The sequence below is a fragment of the Thiohalocapsa marina genome, assembly GCF_008632335.1.
Classification (GTDB): Bacteria; Pseudomonadota; Gammaproteobacteria; order Chromatiales; family Chromatiaceae; genus Thiohalocapsa; species Thiohalocapsa marina.
In genome coordinates this window covers 149,439-173,992 of record NZ_VWXX01000003.1, presented here as the reverse complement: position 1 = coordinate 173,992, position 24,554 = coordinate 149,439, and the positions used below count along the sequence as shown (strand labels likewise).

At 66.6% G+C, this 24,554-nt stretch carries 17 protein-coding genes; 6 read left to right on the top strand and 11 right to left on the bottom strand.

The window, feature by feature from the left end; translation table 11 throughout:
• Positions 1-40 precede the first annotated feature (40 nt).
• From ilvC to F2Q65_RS03605, 3 genes are all read right to left on the bottom strand, one after another.
• Complete coding sequence (gene ilvC / locus F2Q65_RS03615) at positions 41-1,057, bottom strand: ketol-acid reductoisomerase (protein ID WP_211353943.1); 1,017 nt, start codon at positions 1,055-1,057, stop codon at positions 41-43.
• A gap of 58 nt (positions 1,058-1,115) precedes the next feature.
• Entirely contained in the window at positions 1,116-1,607 is a 492-nt protein-coding gene (ilvN, locus tag F2Q65_RS03610; protein WP_150090502.1) for an acetolactate synthase small subunit, read from the bottom strand.
• Between the two features lie 104 nt (positions 1,608-1,711).
• Complete coding sequence (locus F2Q65_RS03605) at positions 1,712-3,442, bottom strand: acetolactate synthase 3 large subunit (RefSeq protein WP_150090500.1); 1,731 nt, start codon at positions 3,440-3,442, stop codon at positions 1,712-1,714.
• Positions 3,443-3,704: 262 nt separating this feature from the next.
• Between F2Q65_RS03605 and F2Q65_RS03600 the strand changes: the two genes are divergently transcribed.
• On the top strand, positions 3,705-4,049 hold the full coding sequence (locus F2Q65_RS03600; protein ID WP_150090498.1) for a phenylpyruvate tautomerase MIF-related protein: 345 nt from the start codon (positions 3,705-3,707) through the stop codon (positions 4,047-4,049).
• An 18-nt stretch (positions 4,050-4,067) separates the two neighbouring features.
• Positions 4,068-5,729 (top strand): MFS transporter, encoded by a 1,662-nt coding sequence (locus tag F2Q65_RS03595; protein WP_246155948.1) that lies wholly within the window; start codon positions 4,068-4,070, stop codon positions 5,727-5,729.
• A gap of 19 nt (positions 5,730-5,748) precedes the next feature.
• On the opposite strand, the gene F2Q65_RS19390 is transcribed toward F2Q65_RS03595, so the two are convergent.
• Positions 5,749-6,219, bottom strand: a complete 471-nt coding sequence (locus F2Q65_RS19390) for an aminoacyl-tRNA deacylase (RefSeq protein WP_170265499.1) — start codon at positions 6,217-6,219, stop codon at positions 5,749-5,751.
• 247 nt (positions 6,220-6,466) lie between these two features.
• Here F2Q65_RS19390 and F2Q65_RS03585 point away from each other — a divergent pair, with 247 nt between their 5' ends.
• Positions 6,467-8,878, top strand: a complete 2,412-nt coding sequence (locus F2Q65_RS03585; protein ID WP_211353939.1) for a hypothetical protein — start codon at positions 6,467-6,469, stop codon at positions 8,876-8,878.
• 41 nt (positions 8,879-8,919) lie between these two features.
• Here F2Q65_RS03585 and F2Q65_RS03580 read toward each other — a convergent pair whose 3' ends face one another.
• The 4 genes from F2Q65_RS03580 to F2Q65_RS03565 all read right to left on the bottom strand — a co-directional run bounded on the left by F2Q65_RS03580 (position 8,920) and on the right by F2Q65_RS03565 (position 14,558).
• Entirely contained in the window at positions 8,920-9,273 is a 354-nt protein-coding gene (locus F2Q65_RS03580; RefSeq protein ID WP_150090493.1) for a hypothetical protein, read from the bottom strand.
• Between the two features lie 340 nt (positions 9,274-9,613).
• Complete coding sequence (locus F2Q65_RS03575; protein ID WP_150090491.1) at positions 9,614-11,107, bottom strand: SpoVR family protein; 1,494 nt, start codon at positions 11,105-11,107, stop codon at positions 9,614-9,616.
• 226 nt (positions 11,108-11,333) lie between these two features.
• The gene (locus tag F2Q65_RS03570; RefSeq protein ID WP_150090489.1) at positions 11,334-12,608 is read right to left on the bottom strand and encodes a YeaH/YhbH family protein; all 1,275 of its coding nucleotides are present in this window, start codon (positions 12,606-12,608) and stop codon (positions 11,334-11,336) included.
• Between the two features lie 27 nt (positions 12,609-12,635).
• A complete protein-coding gene (locus F2Q65_RS03565) occupies positions 12,636-14,558 on the bottom strand; it encodes a PrkA family serine protein kinase (protein WP_150090487.1) in 1,923 nt (640 codons plus the stop codon).
• Positions 14,559-14,919: 361 nt separating this feature from the next.
• Between F2Q65_RS03565 and moaE the strand changes: the two genes are divergently transcribed.
• Positions 14,920-15,402: a molybdopterin synthase catalytic subunit MoaE gene (moaE, locus tag F2Q65_RS03560; protein ID WP_150090485.1), complete on the top strand. Its 483-nt coding sequence runs from the start codon at positions 14,920-14,922 to the stop codon at positions 15,400-15,402.
• Here the strand turns inward: moaE and birA are convergent.
• Both birA and F2Q65_RS03550 read right to left on the bottom strand, forming a co-directional pair.
• A complete protein-coding gene (birA, locus tag F2Q65_RS03555) occupies positions 15,388-16,374 on the bottom strand; it encodes a bifunctional biotin--[acetyl-CoA-carboxylase] ligase/biotin operon repressor BirA (protein WP_150090483.1) in 987 nt (328 codons plus the stop codon). The genes moaE and birA overlap by 15 nt on opposite strands.
• Positions 16,375-16,428: 54 nt before the next feature.
• A complete protein-coding gene (locus tag F2Q65_RS03550; protein WP_150090481.1) occupies positions 16,429-18,345 on the bottom strand; it encodes a M61 family metallopeptidase in 1,917 nt (638 codons plus the stop codon).
• Between the two features lie 104 nt (positions 18,346-18,449).
• Here F2Q65_RS03550 and F2Q65_RS03545 point away from each other — a divergent pair, with 104 nt between their 5' ends.
• A complete protein-coding gene (locus tag F2Q65_RS03545) occupies positions 18,450-19,283 on the top strand; it encodes a SanA/YdcF family protein (RefSeq protein ID WP_150090479.1) in 834 nt (277 codons plus the stop codon).
• 63 nt (positions 19,284-19,346) lie between these two features.
• Here the strand turns inward: F2Q65_RS03545 and F2Q65_RS03540 are convergent, their stop codons facing one another.
• Positions 19,347-21,998 (bottom strand): winged helix-turn-helix domain-containing protein, encoded by a 2,652-nt coding sequence (locus tag F2Q65_RS03540; protein WP_150090478.1) that lies wholly within the window; start codon positions 21,996-21,998, stop codon positions 19,347-19,349.
• Positions 21,999-22,179: 181 nt separating this feature from the next.
• Between F2Q65_RS03540 and F2Q65_RS03535 the strand changes: the two genes are divergently transcribed.
• Positions 22,180-24,552 carry a glycosyl hydrolase family 18 protein gene (locus F2Q65_RS03535; RefSeq protein WP_150090476.1) on the top strand — a complete coding sequence of 791 codons (2,373 nt, stop codon included), beginning with the start codon at positions 22,180-22,182 and terminating at the stop codon, positions 24,550-24,552.
• The last annotated feature ends 2 nt before the right edge of the window (positions 24,553-24,554 follow it).

Below are 24,554 nucleotides of genomic sequence, written 5' to 3'. Positions count from 1 at the left end.
GTGGCTGGAGCCTGGCAGCTGCTGGCAGCTGGCGACAGCCTCAGTTCTTGTCCTTGTCCACCAGCTGCTTCTCGCGGATCCAGGGCATCATCTCGCGCAGGCGGGCACCCACCTGCTCGATCTGGTGCTCCTGACCGAGACGGCGCATGGCCTTCATGGATGCGGCACCGGCCTGGTTCTCGAGCATGAACTCCTTGGCGAACTGACCGGTCTGGATCTCGCGCAGGATCTTGCGCATCTCCTCGCGGGTGTCCTCATTGATGATGCGCGGACCGCGCGTCAGGTCACCGTACTCGGCGGTGTTGGAAATGGAGTAACGCATGTTGGCGATGCCGCCCTCGTAGATCAGGTCCACGATCAGCTTCACCTCATGCAGGCACTCAAAGTAGGCCATCTCGGGCTCGTAGCCGGCCTCGACCAGGGTCTCGAAGCCCATCTGGATCAGCGAGGTCAGGCCACCGCAGAGCACCACCTGCTCACCGAACAGGTCGGTCTCGCATTCCTGGCGGAAGGTCGTCTCGATGATGCCGGCACGGCCGCCGCCGTTGGCCGAGGCATAGGCCATGGCGATGTCGCGGGCGCTGCCGCTGGCGTCCTGGTAGACGGCGATCAGGCTGGGCACGCCGCCACCCTGGGTGTAGGTGGAGCGCACCAGGTGCCCAGGGCCCTTGGGCGCCACCATGATCACGTCCAGGTCCTCGCGCGGCTCGATCTGGCCGAAGTGCACGTTGAAGCCGTGGGCAAAGGCCAGCGCGGCGCCCTGCTTGATGTTGGGCGCCACCTGATCGCGGTAGAGCGCGGCCTGGTGCTCGTCCGGGGCCAGGATCATGACCACGTCGGCGCCGCTGACCGCGGCCGGGATGTCCTGCACCTCGAGCCCGGCGTTGGTGGCCTTGGCCGCCGATGCGGAACCGGGCCGCAGACCGACCACCACGGACACGCCGGACTCCTTCAGGTTGTTGGCATGGGCATGGCCCTGGGAGCCGTAGCCGATGATGGCGACCTTCTTGCCCTGGATCAGGGAGAGGTCGGCGTCTTTGTCATAGTACACGTTGATGGCCATGTCAGATCCTGCTGCTTGCTGTCTTGTTAGAAATTTCAGTGGTGTGCGGGCGTCAGAGCGTCAATCCCTTGTCGCCGCGCGAGATGCCGATCGCTCCGGAGCGGACCACCTCGGTGATCAACCCTTCGGGCACGGCCTGGATAAAGGCGTCGAGCTTGCGGGAGGCACCGGTCAGCTCGACGACGTAGCTGATCTCGGTGACATCGATGATCTTGGCGCGGAAGATCTCCGTCAGGCGCTTGAGCTCCTCGCGGTCCTGGCGGCCGGCCTTCAGCTTGATCAGCATCATCTCGCGCTCGGTGTGCTCGCTGTCGGCCAGATCCTGCAGTTTGACCACGTCGATGAGCTTGTTCAGCTGCTTCTTGATCTGCTCGACGATGTCGTCATTACCGCAGGTGACCAGGGTCATGCGCGACAGCGACGGGTCGTCGGTGGGCGCGACGGTGAGGGACTCAATATTGTAGCCTCGGGCCGAAAAGAGCCCGGCGATGCGCGACAGGGCGCCGGACTCGTTCTCCACCAGCATGGATAGGATGTGTCGCATGTTTCTGTTTCCTGGAACTCGGACGGACCGGGCGGGACCGACGGACCGCAGGACACGCCGACGGCGTCAGCGCGCCCCGGGTAGGCCAGCGCAGGTCGCGTGGCCTAGGCCAGCTCCCGATCCGACATGGTCGGGGGCAATTGCATCTCGTGGTGACCCTTGCCGGCGGCAACCATCGGATAGACGTTCTCGGTGGGGTCGACGATGACATCGAGAAAGACGAAGCGGTCCTTCAGGGCAAAGGCCTCCTGCATCGCCCCCTCCAATTCGTCCGGCTTCTCCACCCGCATGCCGACATGCCCGAAACTGTTGCTCAGGGCAACGAAGTCCGGCAGGGCATCGACATAGGAGTGGGCATAGCGGCTGTCATAGAAGAATTCCTGCCACTGCCGCACCATGCCCATGTAGCCGTTGTTCAGCAGGATCACCTTGATGGGCAGGTCATACTGCTTGCAGGTGGCCATTTCCTGGATGCACATCAGGATGCTGGCCTCGCCGGAGATGCAGGCCACCTGGGCATCCGGAAACGCCAGTTGCACGCCCATGGCCGCCGGCAGGCCGAAGCCCATGGTGCCGAGCCCGCCGGAGTTGATCCAGCGCCGGGGCTTGTCGAAGGGATAGAACTGCGCGGCGAACATCTGATGCTGCCCCACGTCGGAGGTCAGGTAGAGCTCGCCGTTGGTGACCTTGTGCAGGGTCTCCACCGCGAACTGCGGCTTGATCAGCCCGCTGCCGCGGTCGTAGCGCAGGCAATCCATGCCGCGCCATTCATCGATCTGCCGCCACCAGGCATCCAGCGCGGTCTGGTCCGGCTTGCCGCCCAACTCTTTCAGGATGGACAACATGTCCTGCAGCACGCTCTGCACCGGACCGACGATGGGCACGTCCACCCGCACCGTCTTGGAGATGGAGGCCGGATCAACATCCACATGGATGATCTCGGCATGCGGACAGAAATGCTCGATCTTGCCGGTGACCCGGTCGTCGAAACGGGCGCCGATGGCGACCAGGCAGTCCGTCTCATGCATGGCCATATTGGCCTCATAGGTGCCGTGCATGCCGAGCATGCCGAGGAATTGCCGATCGGACATGGGATAGGCGCCCAGGCCCATCAGCGTGCTGGTGATGGGAAATCCCAGTGAACGCACCAGGTCCACCAGCGATGCGGACGCCTCTCCCAGCACCACGCCGCCGCCGGTGTAGATCACCGGGCGCCGGGCGGCGAGCATCTTCTCCACCGCCTTGCGAATCTGCCCCTGGTGACCGCGCTGCGCCGGGCTGTACGAGCGCATGCTGACCTCGCGGGGATAGGCGTAGGGGATGCGGATGTTTGGATCCGTCACGTCCTTGGGGATATCCACCACCACCGGGCCCGGTCGGCCCGAGCTGGCGATATGAAAGGCCTTGCGAATGGTGACCGCCAGGTCCTTCACGTCCTTGACCAGGAAGTTGTGCTTCACGCAGGGGCGCGTGATGCCGACGGTGTCCACCTCCTGGAAGGCGTCGCTGCCGATCACCGGCGTGGGCACCTGGCCGGTGAGCACCACCATGGGGATGGAGTCCATGTAGGCCGTGGCAATACCGGTCACGGCATTGGTCGCACCGGGGCCGGAGGTGACCAGGCAGACGCCGACCCGGCCCGTAGCGCGGGCGTAGCCGTCGGCGGCATGGGTCGCGGCCTGTTCGTGACGCACGAGGATGTGCTTGATCTGATCCTCGCGCTTGGACAAGGCATCATAGATGTGCAGTACCGCGCCGCCTGGATAGCCGAACACGTACTCCACACCCTCGTCGATCAACGCCTGTATCGTGATTTCGGCACCGCTGAGCTCCAAGGTCGGAATCCTCCGTCGGGACGCGCACGAGGCGCTGGTTTGAATCGGAAAACGCTCGAACATACCTGAACTGACATGATCCGGTCAAGATGGCGCACTGCCCCCGCCGGCAAGTGCCTCTCTCGATCAGGCGCCGCCGGCCTGGCGGGTATACTGCGCGGAGCGATAAGGAGATATCTATTTGTTAGCCTCCTGGCCAAAAATCAGCATTTCTCCAAACTAGGCAACCCGTTCCCCACTCAACCTGCGGAGGCCGCGCCCCATGCCCACGCTGATCATCAAGACCAACGCCGATCTCACCGCCGTGAACCGCCCGGAGCTGCTGCGCAGCGCCTCGGGCCTGGTGGCGGAGATGCTCGGCAAACCGGAGCGTTACGTCATGGTCATGGTCGAGGCCGTGGCGGACATGTGCATGGCCGGCGACACGGCGCCGCTGGCCTACCTGGAACTCAAGAGCCTGGGCCTGCCCGAGGCGCAGACGGCGGCCTTCTCCGCGCGGCTGTGCGACTTCATCGAGCAGTATCTGGGGATTCCGGCGCAGCGGATCTACATCGAGTTCGCATCGCCGCCGCGCCACCTGTTCGGTCATAATCGCGCAACCTTCTGAACCGCAGGATTCAGACCCTTGGCCCCTACCCGATCATCACCGACCCGCAATCTGGCCGGCAACCGCCTGGGACGCTGGCTCGACCGCAACATCCTCGAGCTCGGGCGCGAGATGCGGCTGTCATATCTGCCGCCGCTGATGGTCTACATCGCCTACGGCATCCAGGGCCTGACGGCCATTGTCGGCACCTTCTTCGTCAAGGACTATCTCGGGTTGTCCGCGGCCTTTCTCGCCTCGCTGGGCTTCTGGGCCGGCATCCCCTGGGCGCTGAAGATGCCTCTGGGACATCTGGTGGACCTGATCTGGCGCCACAAGGCGGGGCTGGTCTATCTGGGCGCGGGCATGCTGTCGGCCAGCATGCTGATCATGCTCGGACTGCTGGCGGAACGCGCTGCCATGGACGCGGTGATGCCGGTGGCGGCCTGGTACGTGCTGGCCGCACTGCTGGCGCCGGTGGGCTATGTCTTGCAGGACGTGGTGGCGGACGCCATGACCGTGGAGGCAGTGCCACGAGTGGATGCCGACGGCCGGCCACTGGACCCGGTGCAGCGCCGGCTGATGCATACCACCATGCAGACCCTGGGCCGCGTCGCCATCATCGGCGGCGGCGTGCTGGTGGCACTGGCCAACGTCTTTCTGTTCGCCGGGGTGGAGACCATGTCCGAGCAGGACAAGATCGACACCTATATCCTGATCTACCAGCTCGCGCTGGTCATCCCGCTCATCTCCATCCTCGGCGTCGCCCTCGCCGGCCATGTCCGCCGCCGTGATCTGCGCCGGCTGGTAGCCGGCGGCCTGCCCGCAGACGAGGCCCGGCGACGGCTCACGCCGCCCACCGAGCGCACCACACCCAACTGGTGGATCCTCGGCGGCAGCCTGGTGTTCGTGGTCTTCACCCTGACGCTGGGCCTGACGGACGTACCCTACAACCAGGAGATCATCTTCGCCGGCTCCATGGCCATCGTGCTGTTCCTGATGTCGCGCCTGCTGCGGGTGCTTGAGTCCCAGGCCCGCCTGCTGCTGCTGGGCACAGCACTGATCATCTTCGTCTTTCGCGCCATGCCCGGGCCGGGGCCCGGCCAGACCTGGTGGATGATCGACGAGCTGGCGTTCGACCAGCAGTTCCTGTCGGTGCTGGCGCTCATCGGCAGCAGCCTGACCCTGCTGGGCCTGTTCCTGTTCCGCCGCTTCATGGCCGAGCGCTCCATCGCCTACGTGGTGGTGTTCCTGACCCTGATCAGCAGCCTGCTGTACCTGCCCATCATCGGCATGTACTTCGGTCTGCACCAGTGGACCGCCAATGTCACCGGCGGCATCGTCGACGCCCGCTTCATCGCCCTGGTGGATACCGCGCTGGAGTCACCGCTGGGCCAGATCGCCATGGTGCCGATGCTGGCCTGGATCGCGAACTCTGCCCCGGATAACCTGAAGGCGACCTTTTTTGCCGTCATGGCCTCCTTCACCAACCTGGCCCTGTCTGCGGGGCAGCTTGGCACCAAGTACCTGAATCAGCTGTTTCTGGTCACCCGCGAGGTACGCGATCCGGTCACGGGTGCGGTCAGCGTCGCCGCCGATTACAGCGAACTCGGCATGCTGATGCTGACCGCCCTGCTGATCGGACTGATCCTGCCGCTGGCCGCCGTTGGCCTGATCAAGCTCACCCGGCTGCGCAGCGCCTGACGCCGATCGGCGCCGGCGCTTAGCCCGGACGTCCGAAATGCCCCAGACGCACCCCGTGCAGCAGGCGCACGAAGTCCGGGCCGTTGATGTGCACCAGGTTGCGGTGATCACCCGACTCGAAGTAGACATCGGCCAACGTGGTCAGGGCCTCGTCGAGGTAGGTCTCGACCCCGTAGGCCTTGCCCACCGGCGGCACGGCGCCCGGATCGCAATCCGGGAACAGCCTTGACAGCTCGGACTCTTCGTCCAGCCGGAAGGTGCGGCCGCTGGCCTTGTTCAGCCGATCCAGCATCAGCCAGGAGTCGCCCGGGATCACCACCATCGCCTCGCCCTGCTCGTCGCCGACCATGACCGCCTTGGCGATATGATCGTCGCTGACATGGGCCGCCTCGGCGGTCTCGTGTGTCGAGCCGGTCGTCTTGTGCGGCAGCAGCTCGAACGGGACCGAATGCTGTTTCAGATAGTCTTCAACACGTGCTGCAATTGTCATCGTCGTACTCCTCTCATTTCCCGAACCCTCTCTATAATTGTAGAACCTTGCGGCGAAAACGCAGGGCAATCCAACCAGTGACCGCAGCTGCCGCCATGCACTCACCGACCCCCGGCTCGACCGCACACCGCCCAGCCATTTCCCGGACACCGCTGTCCGTGTGCCCTGCTTTCGGCCACGGTTTGCGCGGCCAGGGTCTGAGCGGCCTGGATGGCGGCGGCCGGCAGCTTGGCTAGCAGCGCGGCTGGTGCTCATGACACCCTCGCTGCTTGCCTCCATCGACCCGTTTCGGCGCACACGCCGCCGCCGGCCCGCGACCGGTGCTGAAGACGCCACCCCCCATGCCCGGCTGCGCCTGCGGGACTACTTCTCGCTGCGGCCCTACGGGCGCAATCTGATCACGCCGGCGGTCTCCGCCTGGCTGGGTTCGGCCTGGGTGGTGATCCTGCTCATGGCCAGCATCGAAGGCTTCGTCTGGGGCGCCGTGGGCGGCTCCCTGGTACCGTCGGCCAGCCCCTGGCTGCGGCCCCCGGTGATGGCCTTCATGTTCGCGCTGATGTTCGCCGTGGTCTGGATCGTTGACGCGTCGCTGATCATGTCAGAGCGCCCCGGCCTGCGAGCGCGCCCGCTCGGCAGCGAGACATCCCGCGGCATCGGCGCCAGTCTGCGCTGGTTCGGCGGCCTGCTGGCGCGGCTGGGGATCGTCGCCATCTCGCTCTATGTCACGGCCCCCTTCATCGAGAAACTGATCCGCGCTGACGACATCGAGCGCTACCACCAGGCCCAAGTGGAGCTCTACTTCCAGCAGCGCGATGCCGCCCTGCAGGCCCGCATCGAGGCCCGCGCCGAGCAGATCGACGCCGGTCTGCAGGCGCGCGGCGACGCCCTGCGGCAGGAACTTGCCCAACTGTCGGAGTCCCTTGCCACCGAGCAGGAACGGCGCACGCGGATCGAGGCCGAATACGCCCCGGAGATCAAGGTGCTGAGCCGCGATCTAGCAGAGGTGCGGGCGCGCGTCGGCGACGAGGTGCTGGGCCGCGACGGGCGCCCGGAGGGCTATGGTCCGGAGGCGCGCAAATGGGATGCCCGGGCCAGCCTGCTGGAGCAGGAACTGGCGGAGGTACAGGCGGAACGCGACGCCCGGCTTGCGGACATCCAGGTTGTCATCAGCCTGCAGCAGCAACGCATCGCCGAGCGGTCCGATGCGCTGCAGGCGCTGCAACGGGAACAACAGCAACTGTACGAGCGCATCCGCGCCGAGGTCAGCGCCGGTCAGCCGCCGGCATCACCGCCGCGGCTGACCTTCGCCGCCCGCTCCCAGGCGCTGGACGCCCTGCGCAACAGCCCGGAAGAGACCGGCGTGCCGCACTTCGAGACCGTCGAGGGCTTCGCCCAGGCCGCCCTGGGCATCCTGTTCTTCGCGCTGATCGCGCTCAAGCTGTTCGAGCCGGCCGCAGTGCACGCCTACTTCAGCGAACAGATCCAGTTCAAGTATCGCAAGTACCTGGCCGGCGGACTGGCCGATGTGCCCGGCTTCGCGCATCATGACGACCCCCGGCGACGGCTGTCGCCGGCGGAGTTCCATCGGCTCTGGGAGCGCTACGAGCGCGATCCGGACGCCTATTTCGAACAGATCCGGGCGGTGGTCGACGCCGAGGCGCGGGTGCGTCGCCTGCTGGCGGACCAGGCCTACGAGCAGGAGTTGCTGGATCGCCGGCGCGAGGACATCGACGCACGCCTCGACCAGGAGCGCCGCCGCCGCGACCTGGAGCTGAAGGCGCGCGAGCGCGAGCTGGACCTGGAACTGGAAGAGACCCGCAAGCGCCTGGCCGGGGAGACCGCCGCGGAGCTCGAACGGTTGGCGCAGCAGCGCGCCGAGGCACGGCAGACCCACGAACTGGCGCTGGAAGAACTTCAGCAGCAGCACGCCGCCGAGCGCGAACGCCTGGAGCAGGAACTGGTCCGCGCGCGGCAACAATGGCGCCAGGAGCAGGCCGTGGCCGAGGACGCACTGGACCGGCAGCGGCGAGCATTCGAGGCCCAACTGGAAAACGAACGCGAGCAGTTGCGCCTGCGCCGCAAGGCGCTCGACGAGCGCTGCCGACAACAGGACCTGAAACAACAGCGTCTGAGCCGGGACGAGGCCCAGGCACAACAACGCGATGAGCGGCAGTGGCGCATCGACCAGATCCGGGATCTGATCGCCGAGCAGCGGCAGACACGTGAGCGCCAGCACACCGCGCTGTCGGAGCAGCGTCTGCGTCTTGCTCGCTGCGAGGCCGCACTGGCCGATGCCGAAACCGAGCGCGAGCGCATCAGCCAGCGACTGGCGCAGCAGCAGGAGCCGATACAGACGCTGCAGCAACGCATCCAGGAGGCCGAGGCCCAGACCCCCGCGGGTCACTCCTGGCTGGCGGGCAGCGATCCGGCACGACGCACCCGGCGCAACGCGGCGCGTCGCCTGGCTCAGCTGGAGCGGGAACGCGACCAGCTGAGGCAACGTCATGCCGAGTTACGCGATGCGGTGGCCAGATACAAGGCGGAGCGTCGCGCCCTGGAGCAGGACGTCGAACAGGCGCGCCAGGAGGATGCCGCCGGCGAGCACCAGCTGGCCCATTACCAGCAGCAGCTCGACGCGCTCCTGCTGGCCACATACTGACGTCGGGCCCGATTCTCAGGCGCCGGCTGGCGGCTGGCGGCTCACATCAGGCGGATGGTCTGCTCGTTCTTCATTCCAAGCACCTGCCGCGCCAGGTCCACGGCCATCTCCGCGAAGGTGTCGAGATCGCCCCAGTGGTCGGCACTGTCCACCACCTCTGACATGGAATCGTTGACTACACGCACCGCATAGCGGCCATCGACGCCGCCGGACGGATTCGGCTCGCAGCAGACGTACAGGCTGGGCTGTGCATCCCCCAGGGCCACCATGGCCAGGATGAAGCGGTACGCGCGACCGCCGCCGGAATCGATGTCGCCCAGCACCGTGGCGCTGAAGTCGCCGATCTGGTAACGACGCCTGGGGATAGCGGTCTTGATATCCGGTCGGTTCCGCATTGTACTGGCCTCTGGATGCATGGAGTCATGGAGCGGCGCTTGCAGACTGCAGCGACTTGCACCGGAGCATGGCGGCAAACCGCCGAATCCCAAGGATGCCGGGGCCGCTCGGCCCGCCGAGACTGCTCCATGAACCACGGCGAGCGTTCCAGGACCAGGGCCAGCATGCCCAGCAGCAGATACAGCACGGACAGGAAGAGTACAAGGACCAACAGATCAACAACGGGTTGCATCGCGACCTCCGGACTGGATGACAGACGCCTCCAGCATGCACCAGGCAGTGGCTCAAAAGCTGAGCCCGGTCCGTCCTTGCCGCACCGGAAACGCGGATCCCGCGTCCTCAGGCCTCGCCCAGCAGATGCACCCGCCCAAGTTCGTCAACCGCTTCCAGCCGCACGTCGAAGCCCCACAGGCGCCGGATGTGCCGCAGCATGTCGTCCACCGTCTCGCCGAGGGGGCGGCGATTGTGTCGGAAATGGCGCAGGGTCAGGGAGCGGTCGCCGCGCACATCCACGTCGTAGACCTGCAGATTGGGCTCCCGTGTGCCCAGGTTGTACTGTTCCGCCAGGTTCTGGCGCAGCCGGCGATAGCCGTCCTCGTCGTGGATGGCGGTGATCTCCAGCGTCTCTTCAAGATCGTCGTCGCGCACCGCGAACAGGTGGAAGTCTCGCATCAGTTTCGGTGACAGGTACTGGGCGATAAAGCTCTCGTCCTTGAAGTTACGCATGGCAAAATCCAGCACCGCCTGCCAGTCCTGACCGACGATGTCCGGGAACCAGTGGCGGTCCTCGTCGGTGGGCTGCTCGCAGATGCGGCGGATGTCGGTCATCATGGCAAAGCCCAGGGCGTACGGATTGATGCCGCTGTAGTGCGGTGAGTCGAACGCCGGCTGGTACACGACATTGGTGTGCGACTGCAGCATCTCGATCATGAAGCCGTCGCCTACCAGGCCCTTGTCGTACAGCCGGTTGAGCAGGGTGTAATGCCAGAAGGTGGCCCAGCCCTCGTTCATCACCTGGGTCTGGCGCTGGGGATAGAAGTACTGGCCGATCTTGCGCACGATGCGCACGATCTCGCGCTGCCAGGGCTCCAGCAGCGGCGCGTTCTTCTCGATGAAGTACAGCAGGTTTTCCTGCGGCTCGGCCGGAAAGCGGTGCTCGGCGACGCCCCCGTCCGCCGGGTCGCGACCGACCGGCAGGGTGCGCCACAGGTCGTTGACCTGCGACTGCAGATAGGCCTCGCGCTCGCGCTGGCGCTTCTGCTCCTCGGCCATGGACAAGGGCGACGGGCGCTTGTAGCGATCCACGCCGTAGTTCATCAGCGCATGGCAGGAGTCCAGCAGCAGCTCGACCTCTTCGTCGCCGTATCGCTCCTCGCACTCGGCGATGTAATGCCGGGCAAAGACCAGGTAGTCGATGATGGCGTCGGCGCTGGTCCAGGTGCGGAACAGGTAGTTGCCCTTGAAGAAGCTGTTGTGACCATAGCAGGCATGGGCGATGACCAGCGCCTGCATGGGCAGGCTGTTCTCCTCCATCAGGTAGGCGATGCAGGGATCGGAGTTGATCACGATCTCGTAAGCCAGCCCCATGTGGCCGCGGCGGTAGGTCTGCTCGGTGGCCACGAACTGCTTGCCGAAGGACCAGTGGTGGTAGTTGATCGGCAGACCGACGGAGGAGTAGGCGTCGATCATCTGCTCGGAGGAGATGACCTCGATCTGGTTGGCATAGGTGTCGAGACCGTACTCGTCATGCGCCAGCCGCGCGATCTCGCGGTCGAAACGCTCGAGCAGCGGAAAACTCCACTCGGAGGACTCGGATATGATCTTGTCTGCCATGGTCAGTCGCGCCCCGCCGCATTCAAGTTTCAAACTTCAAGCTAGATGAAGCCTCCAGCCGCCAGCCGCCAGCGTGCAGGGTGGACAAGGGAATAGCTGTCTACCCTAACGGCCGGCGCGATGATCAAGGCCTACCAACCGCCGCCTTCAAACTTCAAACTTCAAACTTCAAACTTCAAACTTCAAACTTCAAACTTCAAACTTCAAACTTCAAACTTCAAACTTTTCAGGCATCCTGCCGCCTGAACAGCTCGCGGAACACCGGGTAGATGTCCTCGGCACCGTCGATCGCCTCCATGGCGAAGTGTGGATGCGCGGCCTTCACGTCCTGGTAGGCGTACCACAGGCTCTGGTGCTGCCGCGGCGTGATCTCGACATAGGCGTAGTAGCGCATCAGGGGCATCAGCCGGTTGATCAGCAGCTCGCGGCAGATGGAGGAATCCGAGTCCCAGTTGTCGCCGTCGGAGGCCTGGGCGGCGTAGATGTTCCAGCTGCCCGAGGCATAGCGTTCGGAGATCACCTCGTAGGCCAGGTTCAGGGCACTGGAGACGACGGTACCGCCGGTCTCGCGGGAGTAGAAGAACTCCTGTTCGTCCACCTCCTGCGCGATGGTGTGGTGGCGAATGAAGACGACATCGATCCGGTCGTAATTCCGCTGCAGGAACAGGTACAGCAGGATGAAGAACCGCTTGGCCAGGTTCTTGCGCAGCTGGTCCATGGAGCCCGACACGTCCATGATGCACAGCATCACGGCCTTGCTGGTAGGCTCGGGCTGGCGGGTAAAGGACTGATAGCGCAGGTCGAAGGTATCGATGAACGGCAGCGCGGCGATGCGTGACTTCAGGCGATCGATCTCCTCGCGCAGCGCCACGACCCGGGCGTCGGTCTCCGCCACCCCGTCGGCCAGCAGTTGCTCCAGCGCCGCCTCCAGCTCGCGCACACGCCTGCGGTGGGGTGCACCCAGCGCCGTGCGACGGCCGATGGCCCCCTTCAGCGAGCGCACCACATCGATGTTGCTGGGCGAGCCGTCGGTGGTGTAGCCGGCGCGCACGGTCTTGAACTCCGTGGCGCCCAGCAGCTGATTGCGTACCAGGTTGGGCAGTTCCAGGTCGTCGAACAGCAGGTCCAGGAACTCCTCCCGCGACAGCTGGAAGACGAAGTCGTCCTCGCCCCGGCCGTCCTTGCTGGCCCGCCCTTGGCCGGAGCCGGAGCCGCTGCCGCCGCCCTCCGGCCGCTGCACCCGGTCGCCCGCTTCGAACTCCCTGTTGCCCGGATGCACCATGTCCCGCCGTCCGCCCTGACCGTGCTGGAAGGTGGGCTCGGAGATGTCCCTGGACGGGATGCCGACCTGCTCGCCGCCCTCCATGTCGGTGATGCTGCGGCGATTGACGGCGTCCGACACGGCGCGCTTGAGTTGCGACTTGTAACGCTTGAGAAAGCGCTGTCGGTTGACCGTGCTCTTGTTCTTCGAGCCCAGTCGTCGGTCGATGAAGTGAGACATAGGCGCGTGCGGGCTCCAGGCTGCAGGTTACTGCGACTTGCGCACCCGCAGGTACCACTCCGACAGGAGCCGCACCTGCTTTGGCGTATAGCCTTTCTCGACCATGCGGTCGACGAACTGCTCGTGCTTCTTCTTCTCGTCCGCCGAGGCCTTGGCATTGAAGGAGATCACGGGCAAGAGCTCCTCGGTGTTGGAGAACATCTTCTTCTCGATCACCACCCGCAGCTTCTCGTAGCTGGTCCAGCGCGGGTTGGCGCCGTTGTTGTTGGCCCGCGCCCGCAGCACGAAGTTGACGATCTCGTTGCGGAAGTCCTTGGGGTTGGAGATGCCGGCGGGCTTCTCGATCTTTTCCAGTTCCTCGTTCAGGGTGCCGCGGTTCATCATCTCGCCGGTGTCCGGATCGCGGTATTCCTGATCCTGGATCCAGTAATCGGCAAAGGTCACATAGCGGTCGAAGATGTTCTGCCCGTACTCGGCGTAGGACTCCAGGTAGGCGGTCTGTAGCTCCTTGCCGATGAACTCGGCATAGCGCGGGGCGAGATACTGCTTCAGGAAGGCCAGGTAGCGGTCCTGCACCTCCTGGGGCAGGTGCTCGCGCAGGATCTGCTTCTCCAGCACATAGAGCAGGTGCACCGGATTGGCGGCCACCTCGGAATGATCGAAATTGAACACCTGCGACAGGATCTTGAACGCGAAGCGCGTGGAGATGCCGGACATGCCCTCATCGATGCCGGCGTAGTCGCGGTACTCCTGCACCGATTTGGCCTTGGGGTCGGTGTCCTTGAGGTTCTCGCCGTCGTAGACGCGCATCTTGGAGAAGATGCTGGAGTTCTCCGGCTCCTTCAGCCGCGTGAGCACCGAGAATTGGGCCATCATCTCCAGCGTGCCCGGGGCGCAGGGGGCCTGGTTCAGCGAGCTGTTTTGCAACAGCTTGTCGTAGATCTGCTTCTCTTCGGTCACCCGCAGGCAGTAGGGCACCTTGACGATGAAGACACGGTCGAGGAAGGCCTCGTTGTTCTTGTTGTTGCGGAACGTCTGCCATTCCGATTCATTGCTGTGGGCAAGGATGATGCCCTGGAACGGGATGGCCGAGAGCCCCTCGGTGGCGTTGTAGTTGCCCTCCTGGGTGGCGGTGAGCAGCGGATGCAACACCTTGATGGGCGCCTTGAACATCTCGACGAATTCCATCAGGCCCTGGTTGGCCCGGCACAGGGCGCCCGAGTAGCTGTAGGCGTCGGCGTCGTTCTGCGCATAGTGCTCCAGCTGGCGGATATCCACCTTGCCCACCAGCGCCGAGATGTCCTGGTTGTTCTCGTCGCCGGGCTCGGTCTTGGCCACGGCCACCTGTTCCAGGATGCTGGGGTAGAGCTTGACCACGCGGAACCGGGTGATGTCGCCGTTGTACTCCTGCAGCCGCTTCACCGCCCAGGGCGACATGATGGTGCGCAGGCAACGAGTCGGGATGCCGTAGTCTTCCTGCAGGATCGGGCCGTCCTCTTCCGGCGAGAACAGGCTCAGCGGCGATTCGAACACCGGCGAGCCCTTGATGGCGTAAAACGGTATCCGCTGCATCAACTCCTTGAGCTTCTCGGCCAGCGAGGACTTGCCGCCACCCACTGGGCCGAGCAGGTAGAGGATCTGTTTCTTCTCCTCCAGCCCCTGGGCGGCATGCTTGAGATAGGACACCAGCTGCTCGATGGCCTCTTCCATGCCGTAGAATTCGGAGAAGGCCGGGTAACGCTTGATGACCTTGTTCTGGAAGATCCGGCTCAGGCGCGGGTCGTTGTGGGTATCCACAAGCTCCGGCTCGCCGATGGCAGCGAGCAGACGCTCCGAGGCACCGGCGTAGGCCATCGGATCGGCCTTGCACAGATCCAGGTACTCCTGCAGGCTCATGTCCTCTTCACGCGAGGACTCGTAGCGGGCCTGATAGCGCTCGAAGATCGACATTCGGCATACCTCTCTCGGTGTTCGCTCTCGCGGACTGCGGTGGCTGTTCCGCTCTACGTTATTCTCGCAGGCAATCTGCGCGCCACTTTCCAGCGACTGGCCCGGATAGGACCCCGGTTGCCCGGTTTTTAGACATTGGGGTCCGGCAAGGTTCAAAACCAGACCCGCCTCCTGATCCGCCATCTGATCCGGACCTGCACCATCACGGACGCGATGCCCGGCGCCAGTGGCGGCCCGAACCGACCTGTGTGTCAGAGACTGGTGCGCCGCACCCGTGGTGCGCACCAGAATCGACCATTGCGGGATGATCCACCCGGATCGGGTACCATGAGCGGCACATGGCAACAAGGGTCCCATTCCGATGCCCACCGACATCCACATTCGCGTCGAACAGCAAGGCTTCGATCCCGAGGCGGAGCAGCGCGCGCTGCGTCGGGGTCGGCCACAGGTGGGGGCCCTGGTGGCCTTCGTCGGGCTGATGCGCGACATCAATCAGGGACAGGGCGTCACCGCCATGACCCTGGAGCACTATCCCGGCATGACCGAACGCGCGCTGGAGCGCATGGCCGCCGAGGCCGCCGGGCGCTGGACGCTGGATGCAGTCAGCATCATCCATCGCGTGGGCCGGATGCTGCCGGAGGAGCCCATCGTGCTGGTGGCCGTCACCAGCAGACATCGCGGCGACGCCTTTCGCGCCTGCGAGTTCCTGATCGACTATCTGAAGACCCGCGCGCCCTTCTGGAAGCAGGAAGAGACGGCCCAGGGCACGCGCTGGGTGGAGGCACGCGCCAGCGACGACCAGGCCGCCGCGCGCTGGGATGACCCGGCCTCAGCCGGTGCGTGAACGCAGGCTGACCTCGCCGGCCTGGAAGCGGCGGATCTCCCCGCCCAGGTCCAGCCGCAGCGCGCCGTCCGGATCGATGCCGGCGTGTCGGCCCTGGAGCTGCCGTTCGCCCATGACCAGCAGCACCGGTTCGCCCTGATAGGCGTCGCGCGCGCGCCAGTCCTCGACGAACGGCGCAAGCCCCTGCGCCGCGTACATGGCCAGCATCTCCAGCAGCGCGTCGATCAGGGTCGCGACGACCCGGTTGCGGCCCACCGCCTGCCCATCCAGCACCGTCGCCAGATCCACCCAGGGCTGGTCGATGGCCTGCGCCTGGGCGGGCGCCAGCTGCAGGTTGACACCGACGCCGATCACCGCCCAGCTCGGCCCCTGGGCCTCGCCGGCCACCTCCAGCAGCAGACCGGCCAGCTTGCGCCGGCGCCAGTGCAGGTCGTTCGGCCACTTCAGGCCCACCTCTGTCGCGCCCACCTGCTCCAGGGCCTTTGCCACCGCGACCCCGGCCGCCAGGCTCAGACCACCGAGTTCCGCCGGCGCCTGGGCGAAGCGCCACAACAGCGACAGCGCGATGTTGCCGCCAAAGGGCGACACCCAGCAGCGGCCGCGCCGACCACGGCCGGCGTGCTGGCGTTCCGCCAGGCAGATGCTGCCACCGGGATCCCCCGCCCGCGCCCGCCCGGCCAGCCAGGTGTTGGTGGAGTCGATGTCCTGGAACACCGTGACTGCCGCAACCCGCAACCGCCCGGCCGGGGTCAGCGCCGCGCGGATGGCCTCCGCATCCAGCAGCTCCAGCGGGGTGGCCAGCCGATAGCCGTGACCGCGCACCGACTCGATCTCCAGTTCCAGGGTCTCGGCGGCCTTGCGTACCGCCTTCCACACCGCGGCCCGGCTGATACCAAGCTGCCCGGCGATCGCCTCGCCGGACCAGCGTTCGCCGTCCGCCAGCAGGCGGACCACTTGCAGATGTCGCTCCATGACCGGGCTCCCGGATTGGGCTCCAACTAGAGTCAGGTGAGGCTCAGGCTGGGCTCAGGCCGCGCCCAGCCAGGCGGCCCGGCGACTTCGATGCGCCTCGGGAGCATCGGCCAGCAGGCGCAGTTCGCAGGTGTCCGCCGGCGCCTGCTCCGGCAGCACGCGGACATGCATCAGCTCGTCGCGGCGGAAGGCATGGATCTCCAGCGGCTCGCCGATGCGGGCGCGGCGCAGCAGGTCGTCGGCGCCGGCGGCGGTGGCGCGCAGGCCGTCGATGGCCACCAGCACATCGCCGGCGGACAGGCCCGCCCGCTGTCCAGGTCGATCATCCAGCACCACCGCGATGCGGGCCTCGGCACCGTCGGCCTGCAGCCGGATGCCGATGTCGGCGTCGGCGGGCACCGGCCCGAAGGCACCGTCGCAGACGCTGCCCATGTCCTTCGGCCCCTTCGACGGACGCAGACGCATGTCCACGCCCACCTCCGCCAGCAGGGCCGCCAGATCCAGATCCGCTGTGCTGTCCAGCGCCTGGGCGAAGAAGGCGTCCAGATCCAGCCCGGTGACCTCAGCCGCCAGGGCCTCGATACCGCGCTCGGCAACGCCGATGCCGGTGCGGCCATGGCGCCGCCACAATGCCCGCATGACATCGTCCAGGGATCGCGTGTCGCCGCTGCGGGTGCGGATGGTCAGATCCAGCGCCAACGCCACCAGCGCGCCCTTGGCGTAGTAGCTGACGATGGCATTGGGGGCGTTTTCGTCCTGCTTGTAGAAGCGCGTCCAGGCGTCGAAGCTGGACTCTGCCAGGGTCTGGCGCAGCCGTCCCGGCGTGCGCATCACCCGCGTGATGGTCTCCGCGAGCTGCTCCAGATAGCCGCTGGCATCGATGCGTCCGCTGCGCACCAGCATCAGGTCGTCGTAGTAGGAAGTGATGCCCTCGAAGGCCCACAGCAGGCGGGTATGCACCTCCTGTTGCAGCCCGTTCTCCGCCAGCACCGCCGGGCGGATGCGCTTGACGTTCCACAGGTGGAAGTACTCGTGACTGCACAGGCCGAGAAAACGCCGATACTCCTTTGCTGGCGCCGTTGGCGACGCCCCTGATCCGGCCAGCGGGCCGGATTCGGCCGACTGGTCGGATGCCGACGACGACTGGGCCGGCAGCCGGGGCAGATCGTTGCGGCTGCACAGCAAGCTGCAGGAGAAGCGATGCTCCAGACCGCCGTAGCCCTCCCCCACAGCCATGGTCAGGAAAAGGTAGCGGTCCACCGGCAGTTCGCCGAACAACGCCGCCTGCTGCTCGCAGATCGGCGCCAGGTCCGCTGCCAGCCGGTCCAGGTCCGCGTGCTGACGCCCGCTGATGGCCATCCAATGCGGTACACCACGCACCGCGAAGGGCACCAGCGCGAAGCGACCCATCTCCACCGGGTGGTCGATCAGGTCGTCATAGTCGTCCGCCCGATAGCCGCCGAAGCCCCAGGGCTCGGCGCCAGCCCGGGACAGGCTGGTGGCCACGCGCCAGTCGGCATAGGCCTCCCCCGGCGGCGGCGCCAGCTCCACGCGGCAGGGTTGGTGGTCCAGACCGCCCACCCGCAGGAACAGGCTCGGGCCGTTGAAATAGGCATGGGTGGCATCCAGGTGCGCCGAGCGCACGCTGAGATCCCAGGCATAGACCTCGTAGCGCACGCAGACCGGGCCTGCGACCCCCTGCACCTGCCAGGTCTGCTTGTCCAGCTTGCTGACCGGAAGCGCTGTGGGCTCATCCGGCATGCCGCCGCCAGCACCGGCGGCCGGCCAGGCACGCAGGCCGAGCACGTTGCGCGCGAAGTCGCGGATCATGTAGCTGCCCGGGATCCAAGCCGGCATGGACAGGATCAGCAGCGAATCCGGCGGCGCCGGGATCTCCAGCTCGACGGCGAAGACATGCGCCTCGGGGCGCGCAGGGGTGACGCGGTAGATTAACGGGCTCGGCTCGGACATACTGCGGTTCGGGTTGACTCGACGTAGCGCCACGTTACCAAAACCGGACCTGCCCACCAAACACCGTCAGACGGCGGTTTTGGTCGTCGTGCCCATGCCAAGCGATGCCTGCTGATCCGCCCAACACCAGCCCGCAAGGAATTCCGCATCCTGCCGTCGGCGCCGACGATGGCCCGGTCAGGTCAACTCCGCACCACCCCGGAAATCCGCCGCCTCCGCGCCGTCGTTGGGCATCGGGGCTGCGGCTGAGTGCGGTCGCCGGCCTTGTCATCGTCGCGGCCATCGTCATCGGATCGGACCGGCTGGTGTCGCTGAGCGCCGGCGATGCAGTTGCGGATGCCATCGATCAGGTGCAACCCGCCCCGGTGGCGCTGCTGCTGGGCACGGCGCGCGGGCATCAGGGCGGTCAGAACCGTTTCTACCACGCCCGCATCGAGGCCGCCGCGCGGTTGTTCCACAGCGGCAAGGTGCGCGGCATCCTGGTGAGCGGCGACAACTCCAGCCCCTACTACAACGAGCCGATCACCATGCAGCGCGATCTAGTCGCGCTGAATGTACCCAGGGAATTCATCACCCTGGACTATGCCGGGTTCCGGACACTCGATTCCGTGATCCGGGCCAGGCGGGTCTTCGGCGTCGATCGGGTCATCATCGTCAGCCAGCGCTTCCACGCGGAGCGGGCCATCTTTCTTGCGCGTCGGTTTGGCCTGGACGCCACCGGTTTCGCTGCCGCCGACCCCGAGACCGCCGGCCCGAACAAGGTGCGCGCCCGGGAGATGCTGGCCCGGGTCATGGCCGTCCTGGATCTCGCCATCGGCCGCGAGCCCCGATTCCTTGGCGCCCCGGAGACCGTGCGGCTGCGGGATGCGCCCCGTCCAGGCGGCGCCAGCCGAGACTCAGTAGCAGCAGGCCCTGCAGCATCGTGGCCCACTCACTGAGCGTTGGGATCTGCTCGGGCGGATTGAACACGATGGGCGTCGCTTCGTCGTCCGCAACGCCAGTCACCGGTCCTTCTCCACCCTCGCCATCCGCACCCCATGTTGCCGTAGCCTGGTTCTCGAAGGTCTGGCTGACAGTCGGGTTATCGACCGCCATGTCGAAGCTGATGACCCGTTCATTGTTGGCCACCTCTTCAGTCGTCGCCCTCCTGTCTGGACCAGGGTTGGCCTCGGTGAATATGTTGCACCCTGTGGGCATGGCCATGGCCTGACTGCATTGCCGGCAGACCGCTGGCCTTTGATCTGATTCCAGGCGGCCTGTTCCTCGGCGCGCAAGGCCTCATGCAGCGCCGGAAAACGCGGATCTTTGCGCAACGGCTCGAGCACGGGGTCGTTAGCGAGCAGGCCGGCGGCGACAGCCCATCCGGAAGTCCACTGTTCCAATTCGACCAGCGCTGCATCCACACCCTCCTGCAGTAGCGTAAGACGCACCGCCGCATAGTGCAGCCATTGGCTGTCCCAGCCCTGGGCGCGCAGCTCGTCCAGCCGCTGGCGGGCACGATCCAGCCATTGGGCGGCTCGGCGGGGATCGCCGGATTGCCGATACGCATGGGCCAGCGACCCCAGATAGACCAGGTCGTAGTCAGAGGCGACAACCGCATCCGTCCGCCCGCCCAGGGCCTTCTCCAGCGCCCGCGCCGCTTCGCCGGGGCGGCCATCCAGCAGGGCCGACAGCCCTGACAACGCCTCCACGCGACGCCATTCCAGATCCGGCGACTGGTCAACGGACAGGGCCGCACGCTCGATCTCCACCAGCCCCTTGAGCCCTGCCACATCACCCAGGACCTGATACAGGATCTCCAGCCGGTCGCGCGCGCTCTGACTCGGAAACTCCTTGGCCAGTGTCCGCTCCGCCCAGCGCAGGGCGCGATCCGCTTCTCCTACGCAGGCCAGGGTCAACGCCATCATGGCCATGGAGGCCGACTCGCGCTCGCCCTGGCCCAGGGCCGAGTCCGCCCATCGGTACGCACCGGCAAGATCTCCGCTTTCCAGCGCCAGGTCGGCCAGGTTTCGCTCCAGCTGCGGCGTGGCGCGGCTTCCGCCGACAAGCGCCTGGAGCTCCGACAGGGCCCGGGCGCGCTCGCCGGACCGCCCCAGTGCGCGCGCATGATCCACAGCCACCAACACCGACAGCGGCTCCAGCCGACGCGCCTGCTCGAGGCTTGCCAGGGCGTCGCGCAGACGGCCCTGACGCTGCATCGCCAGCCCCAGCCAGACCCAGGCCTCGGCATCGTCCGGCCGCTGCGCCAGCGCCTGCTCCAGCTGATGCTCCGCAAGACCGTATTCGCCTCGCAGGTAGCGCCACAGGCCGAGCACCGCCACTGTCTCGGCGTCATCGGGGGCCAGTTCCAGCGCCTTGTCCAGCGCGGGTCTCGCCAGCTGCTGGGACTGCGCCAGCGGCAGGTTGCCGTAGTAGGACAGGAGCAGGTAAGACAGCCCCAGGCCCCGGTAGGCAGGGGCATAGTTCGGATCGGTTCCGGCGGCCTGCTGATACAGCTCTAGCGCCCGGCGCAGCCCCTCCTCGGTGCGCGTACTGCGGTAGTGCTGGCCCAGCAGATAGTAGTCATAGGCGGCGAGGATGTCTGGCGCCGGCGGCGTCAGGCGCGCCATCTCGGCGTCGCTGACCCCACCCCGCAGCGATTCGACGACGCTGCGGGCGATATCCCGCTGCACCTCGTAGACGTCGCTCAGGGGGCGGTCATAGCTGCGGCTCCAGAGCTGGCGTCCGTCCCGGGTGTCCAGAATCCGGATGAACACCCTGAGGTGGTCGTCGGCGCGCAGCACCTGCCCCGACACCAGCGCATCGGCGCCCAGCAGCCGCCCCGCCTCCGCCGGCGTCGTCCCCTCGGCGGGCAGGCCGAAGGACGAGACCGGCCCAACCACCCGCGGATTGCTCAGCTGGCCCAGCGCATTGATCAGCTCGGTGCCGAGGCCCTCGGCAAAATAGAGGTACGCCTGATCGTCACCCAGGGTCTCGAAGGGCAGGACCGCCACCGTCCTGATCGCCTCGGGGGCGGCGCCCTGCCGCACGGCCAACCAGAGCAGCGCCACGCAGACCAGCGTCACCGACAGTGCCAGCGGCACGATCCAGCGCCGATGCGCCCGGACCCGCGCGCGCCATGCCCTTGCCCCTCCAGACAAGGGCCCGGACCAGGACCCGAGCCGCGCTCCGGAGCGTCGCTCCTCCGGCGGCCGGTCCCCGGGGTTCAGCTCGCGGCTCGGCGGCGGCAGGTCCGCGCCCTCTCCCGGAGCGGGCGTCGCGGCCGATTCGCGCCCGGCGTTCTGGCTGGCACTCTGGCTGGCACTCTGGCGAGCGATCAGGCGATAGCCGCGCTTGGGAACAGTCTCGATATAGCGTGGCTGACTGGAGTCGTCGCCCAGCGCCTTGCGCAACCGGGCGATCGCCTGGTAGACCGAGTGCTCCCCGACCACCTGGCCCGCCCACACCCGTTCCAGAATCTCCTCGGCACTGACTACCCGGCCCGACGCCTGGGCGAGATAGACCAGCAGGTCCATGTAGCGCGGTTCGATACGAATCTCGGGACGGACCTCGGAACCCGTCTCCGGACGCGTCCGGGGCTCGCCCCGCACAATCCGGCTCAGGCTTGGCTGAACCGTCCATTCACCGAGTTGAAACGCGTCCGGATCCGACATGCGAGGCCTCTCACGGAAAAAATCCTTTTAAAAACAGAAGGCTAGGCTTGTGTCAGAAAATGATCAGAAAAGCCTTAGCCAAGCATCAGGCGCCCGCGCCGCCGCCTTGTTATAACGGCAGCCGGGGTAGAGGCCAGCCGGCGCTCTACGAAGGAAGCAGCCAAATCACGGAGCAACACCCATGCGCAACAGGCGTTTCACCCGCACTCCCATCGCCGCCGCCCTGGCACTGGCCTGCGCCGAGCCGGTGCTGGCCGCCGTCCCCGGCGTCGCGCAGATCGACTGGATGGAAACCAACCATGCCCTGGTGGAGGTTGATCCAGCCGCCACCGCCTACGCGGACCTGGTGACCGTCCGGGGCGCCGTGGAGATTCCCGTGCGCTGGAGCAAGTGGAGCGGCGAACCGGCCACCCGGGCCGAATACCGGCTCGACGGACAGGTCATTGTGACCCAAGCGCTCAGCGGCGGCCAAGTGCAATCCGGCTCCGCTCAGCTGCGGATCGACCGGGGCGGTATCTACGACCTGACCGTTGCGCTGTGCAACGCGGACGGCTGCGCCGAGTCCAGTGCGGTAGAACTCGTCGTCGCCGACACCGACGGCAGTCACCTCGACCCCATCCGGCTCAATGTGGGCGAGCACCACCAGCCCTATGTCAACACCAGCGACCATGTGGTGGCCGCCTATTTCGTCGAATGGGGCGTCTACGACCGGCAATTCCCGGTAGACCGGATCCCGGCCTACAATCTCACCCACCTGCTCTATGGCTTCATCCCCATCTGTGGGGGTGACGGCATCAACGACGCCCTCAAGCAATCCAGCCCGGGCAGCTTCAGCGCCCTGCAACGCGCCTGCGCGGGGACCGACGACTTCGAGGTCGCCATCCATGACCCCTGGGCCGCGCTGCAAAAGCCCCAGGACGGCCACGACTGGGGCACCGCGTACAAGGGCAATTTCGGCCAGCTGATGGCGCTCAAGCGCGCCTACCCGGCGCTCAGGATTCTGCCGTCGTTTGGCGGCTGGACCCTGTCCGACCCGTTCTATTTCATGGCTGATCCGGCGATCCGCGCGCGCTTCGTCGACTCCGTGGAGACCTTCGTCCGCACCTGGAAATTCCTCGACGGCGTGGACATCGACTGGGAGTACCCCGGCGGCCGCGGGGCCAATCCTGCGCTCGGCAATCCGGCAACCGACGGCGAGACCTATGTCGCGCTCATGCGTGAACTGCGCACCATGCTCGACCGCGTGGAGGCCGACACGGGCCGCGAACTGCTGCTGACCTCCGCCGTCAGCGCCGATCCGGCCAAGATCGCGCTGGTCGACTATGCAGCGGCGCAGCCCTGGCTCGATCTGATCTTTGCCATGAGCTACGACTTCTATGGCGCCTGGAGCCTGACCGAGCTGGGTCACCACGCCGGCCTGTACGCACCGCGCTTCGACCCGGACGACGACTTCAACGCCAGCTCGGGCATCAACGCGCTGATCGACCAGGGCGCGGACCCGGCGCGGATCGCGCTCGCCGTCGCCATGTACGGTCGCGGCTGGAGCGGGGTCTCGGGCGGCCAGGGCAGCCCCTTCACCGGCACCGCGAGCGGGCCGATCGCCGGGACCTGGGAGGCCGGCGTGCTGGATTATCGCGACGTCGCCGAGCGACTGCTCGAGCCTGGCTGGCAGTACGGCTATGACAGCTGGGCCGAGGCCGCCTACGCCTTCAACCCGGAGACCGGCGACCTGGTCAGCTTCGATGATGCCACCTCGGTGCAGGCCAAGGGCGCCTTCGTCGATGCGTACGGACTCGCCGGCCTCTACGCCTGGGAGATCGACGCCGACAACGGCGACATCCTCAACGCCATGCACGCGGGCCTGGGGCATGCCCCGGCCGCGCCCGGGGAAAACGCCCCGCCAGAGGACGACGCCCCCCCGGAGGAGCATGAGCCGCCAGCGCAAAACCAGGCACCCGAGGTGGATCTGGCGGATGGCCTCAGGGTCGTGGCTGGCAACACCCTGACGCTGGAGGCCAGGGCGCGAGACCCCGACGGTGATACGCTGCGCTATGCCTGGACGATTCCGGACGCGCTCTCGCCGTCCCGTCTCGACGGCCCCTCGGTCGAGCTGACCGCGCCCATGGTCCAGTCCACCACGGACTATGCCGTGCAGGTGACCGTCAGCGACGGCGCGCTGAGCGCAACGGCGACCACGACCGTCACCGTCGAGCCGGAGACGACCGGCGGCGCCTGCTCGCGCACCGACCCCGACGCCGGCAACCATCCGGCCTGGGACGCGGATACCGTCTACGTCGGCGGCGACACGGTCAGCCACGGTGGCCTGGTCTGGACCGCGAAATACTGGACCCGGGGCAACGCGCCCGCCATCGGTGCCGATGCCTGGCGCCTGATCAGCGAGGTCAACCTCGGCTGGCAAGCCGCGGCCGTCTATCTTGGCGGTGATCGCGTCGACTACCAGGGGCGTCGCTGGGAAGCGAAGTGGTGGACGCGCGGGGACGTACCGGGCTCGGCCATGGTCTGGGTCGACGTCGGGCCGGCGCTGTGTAACTGAGG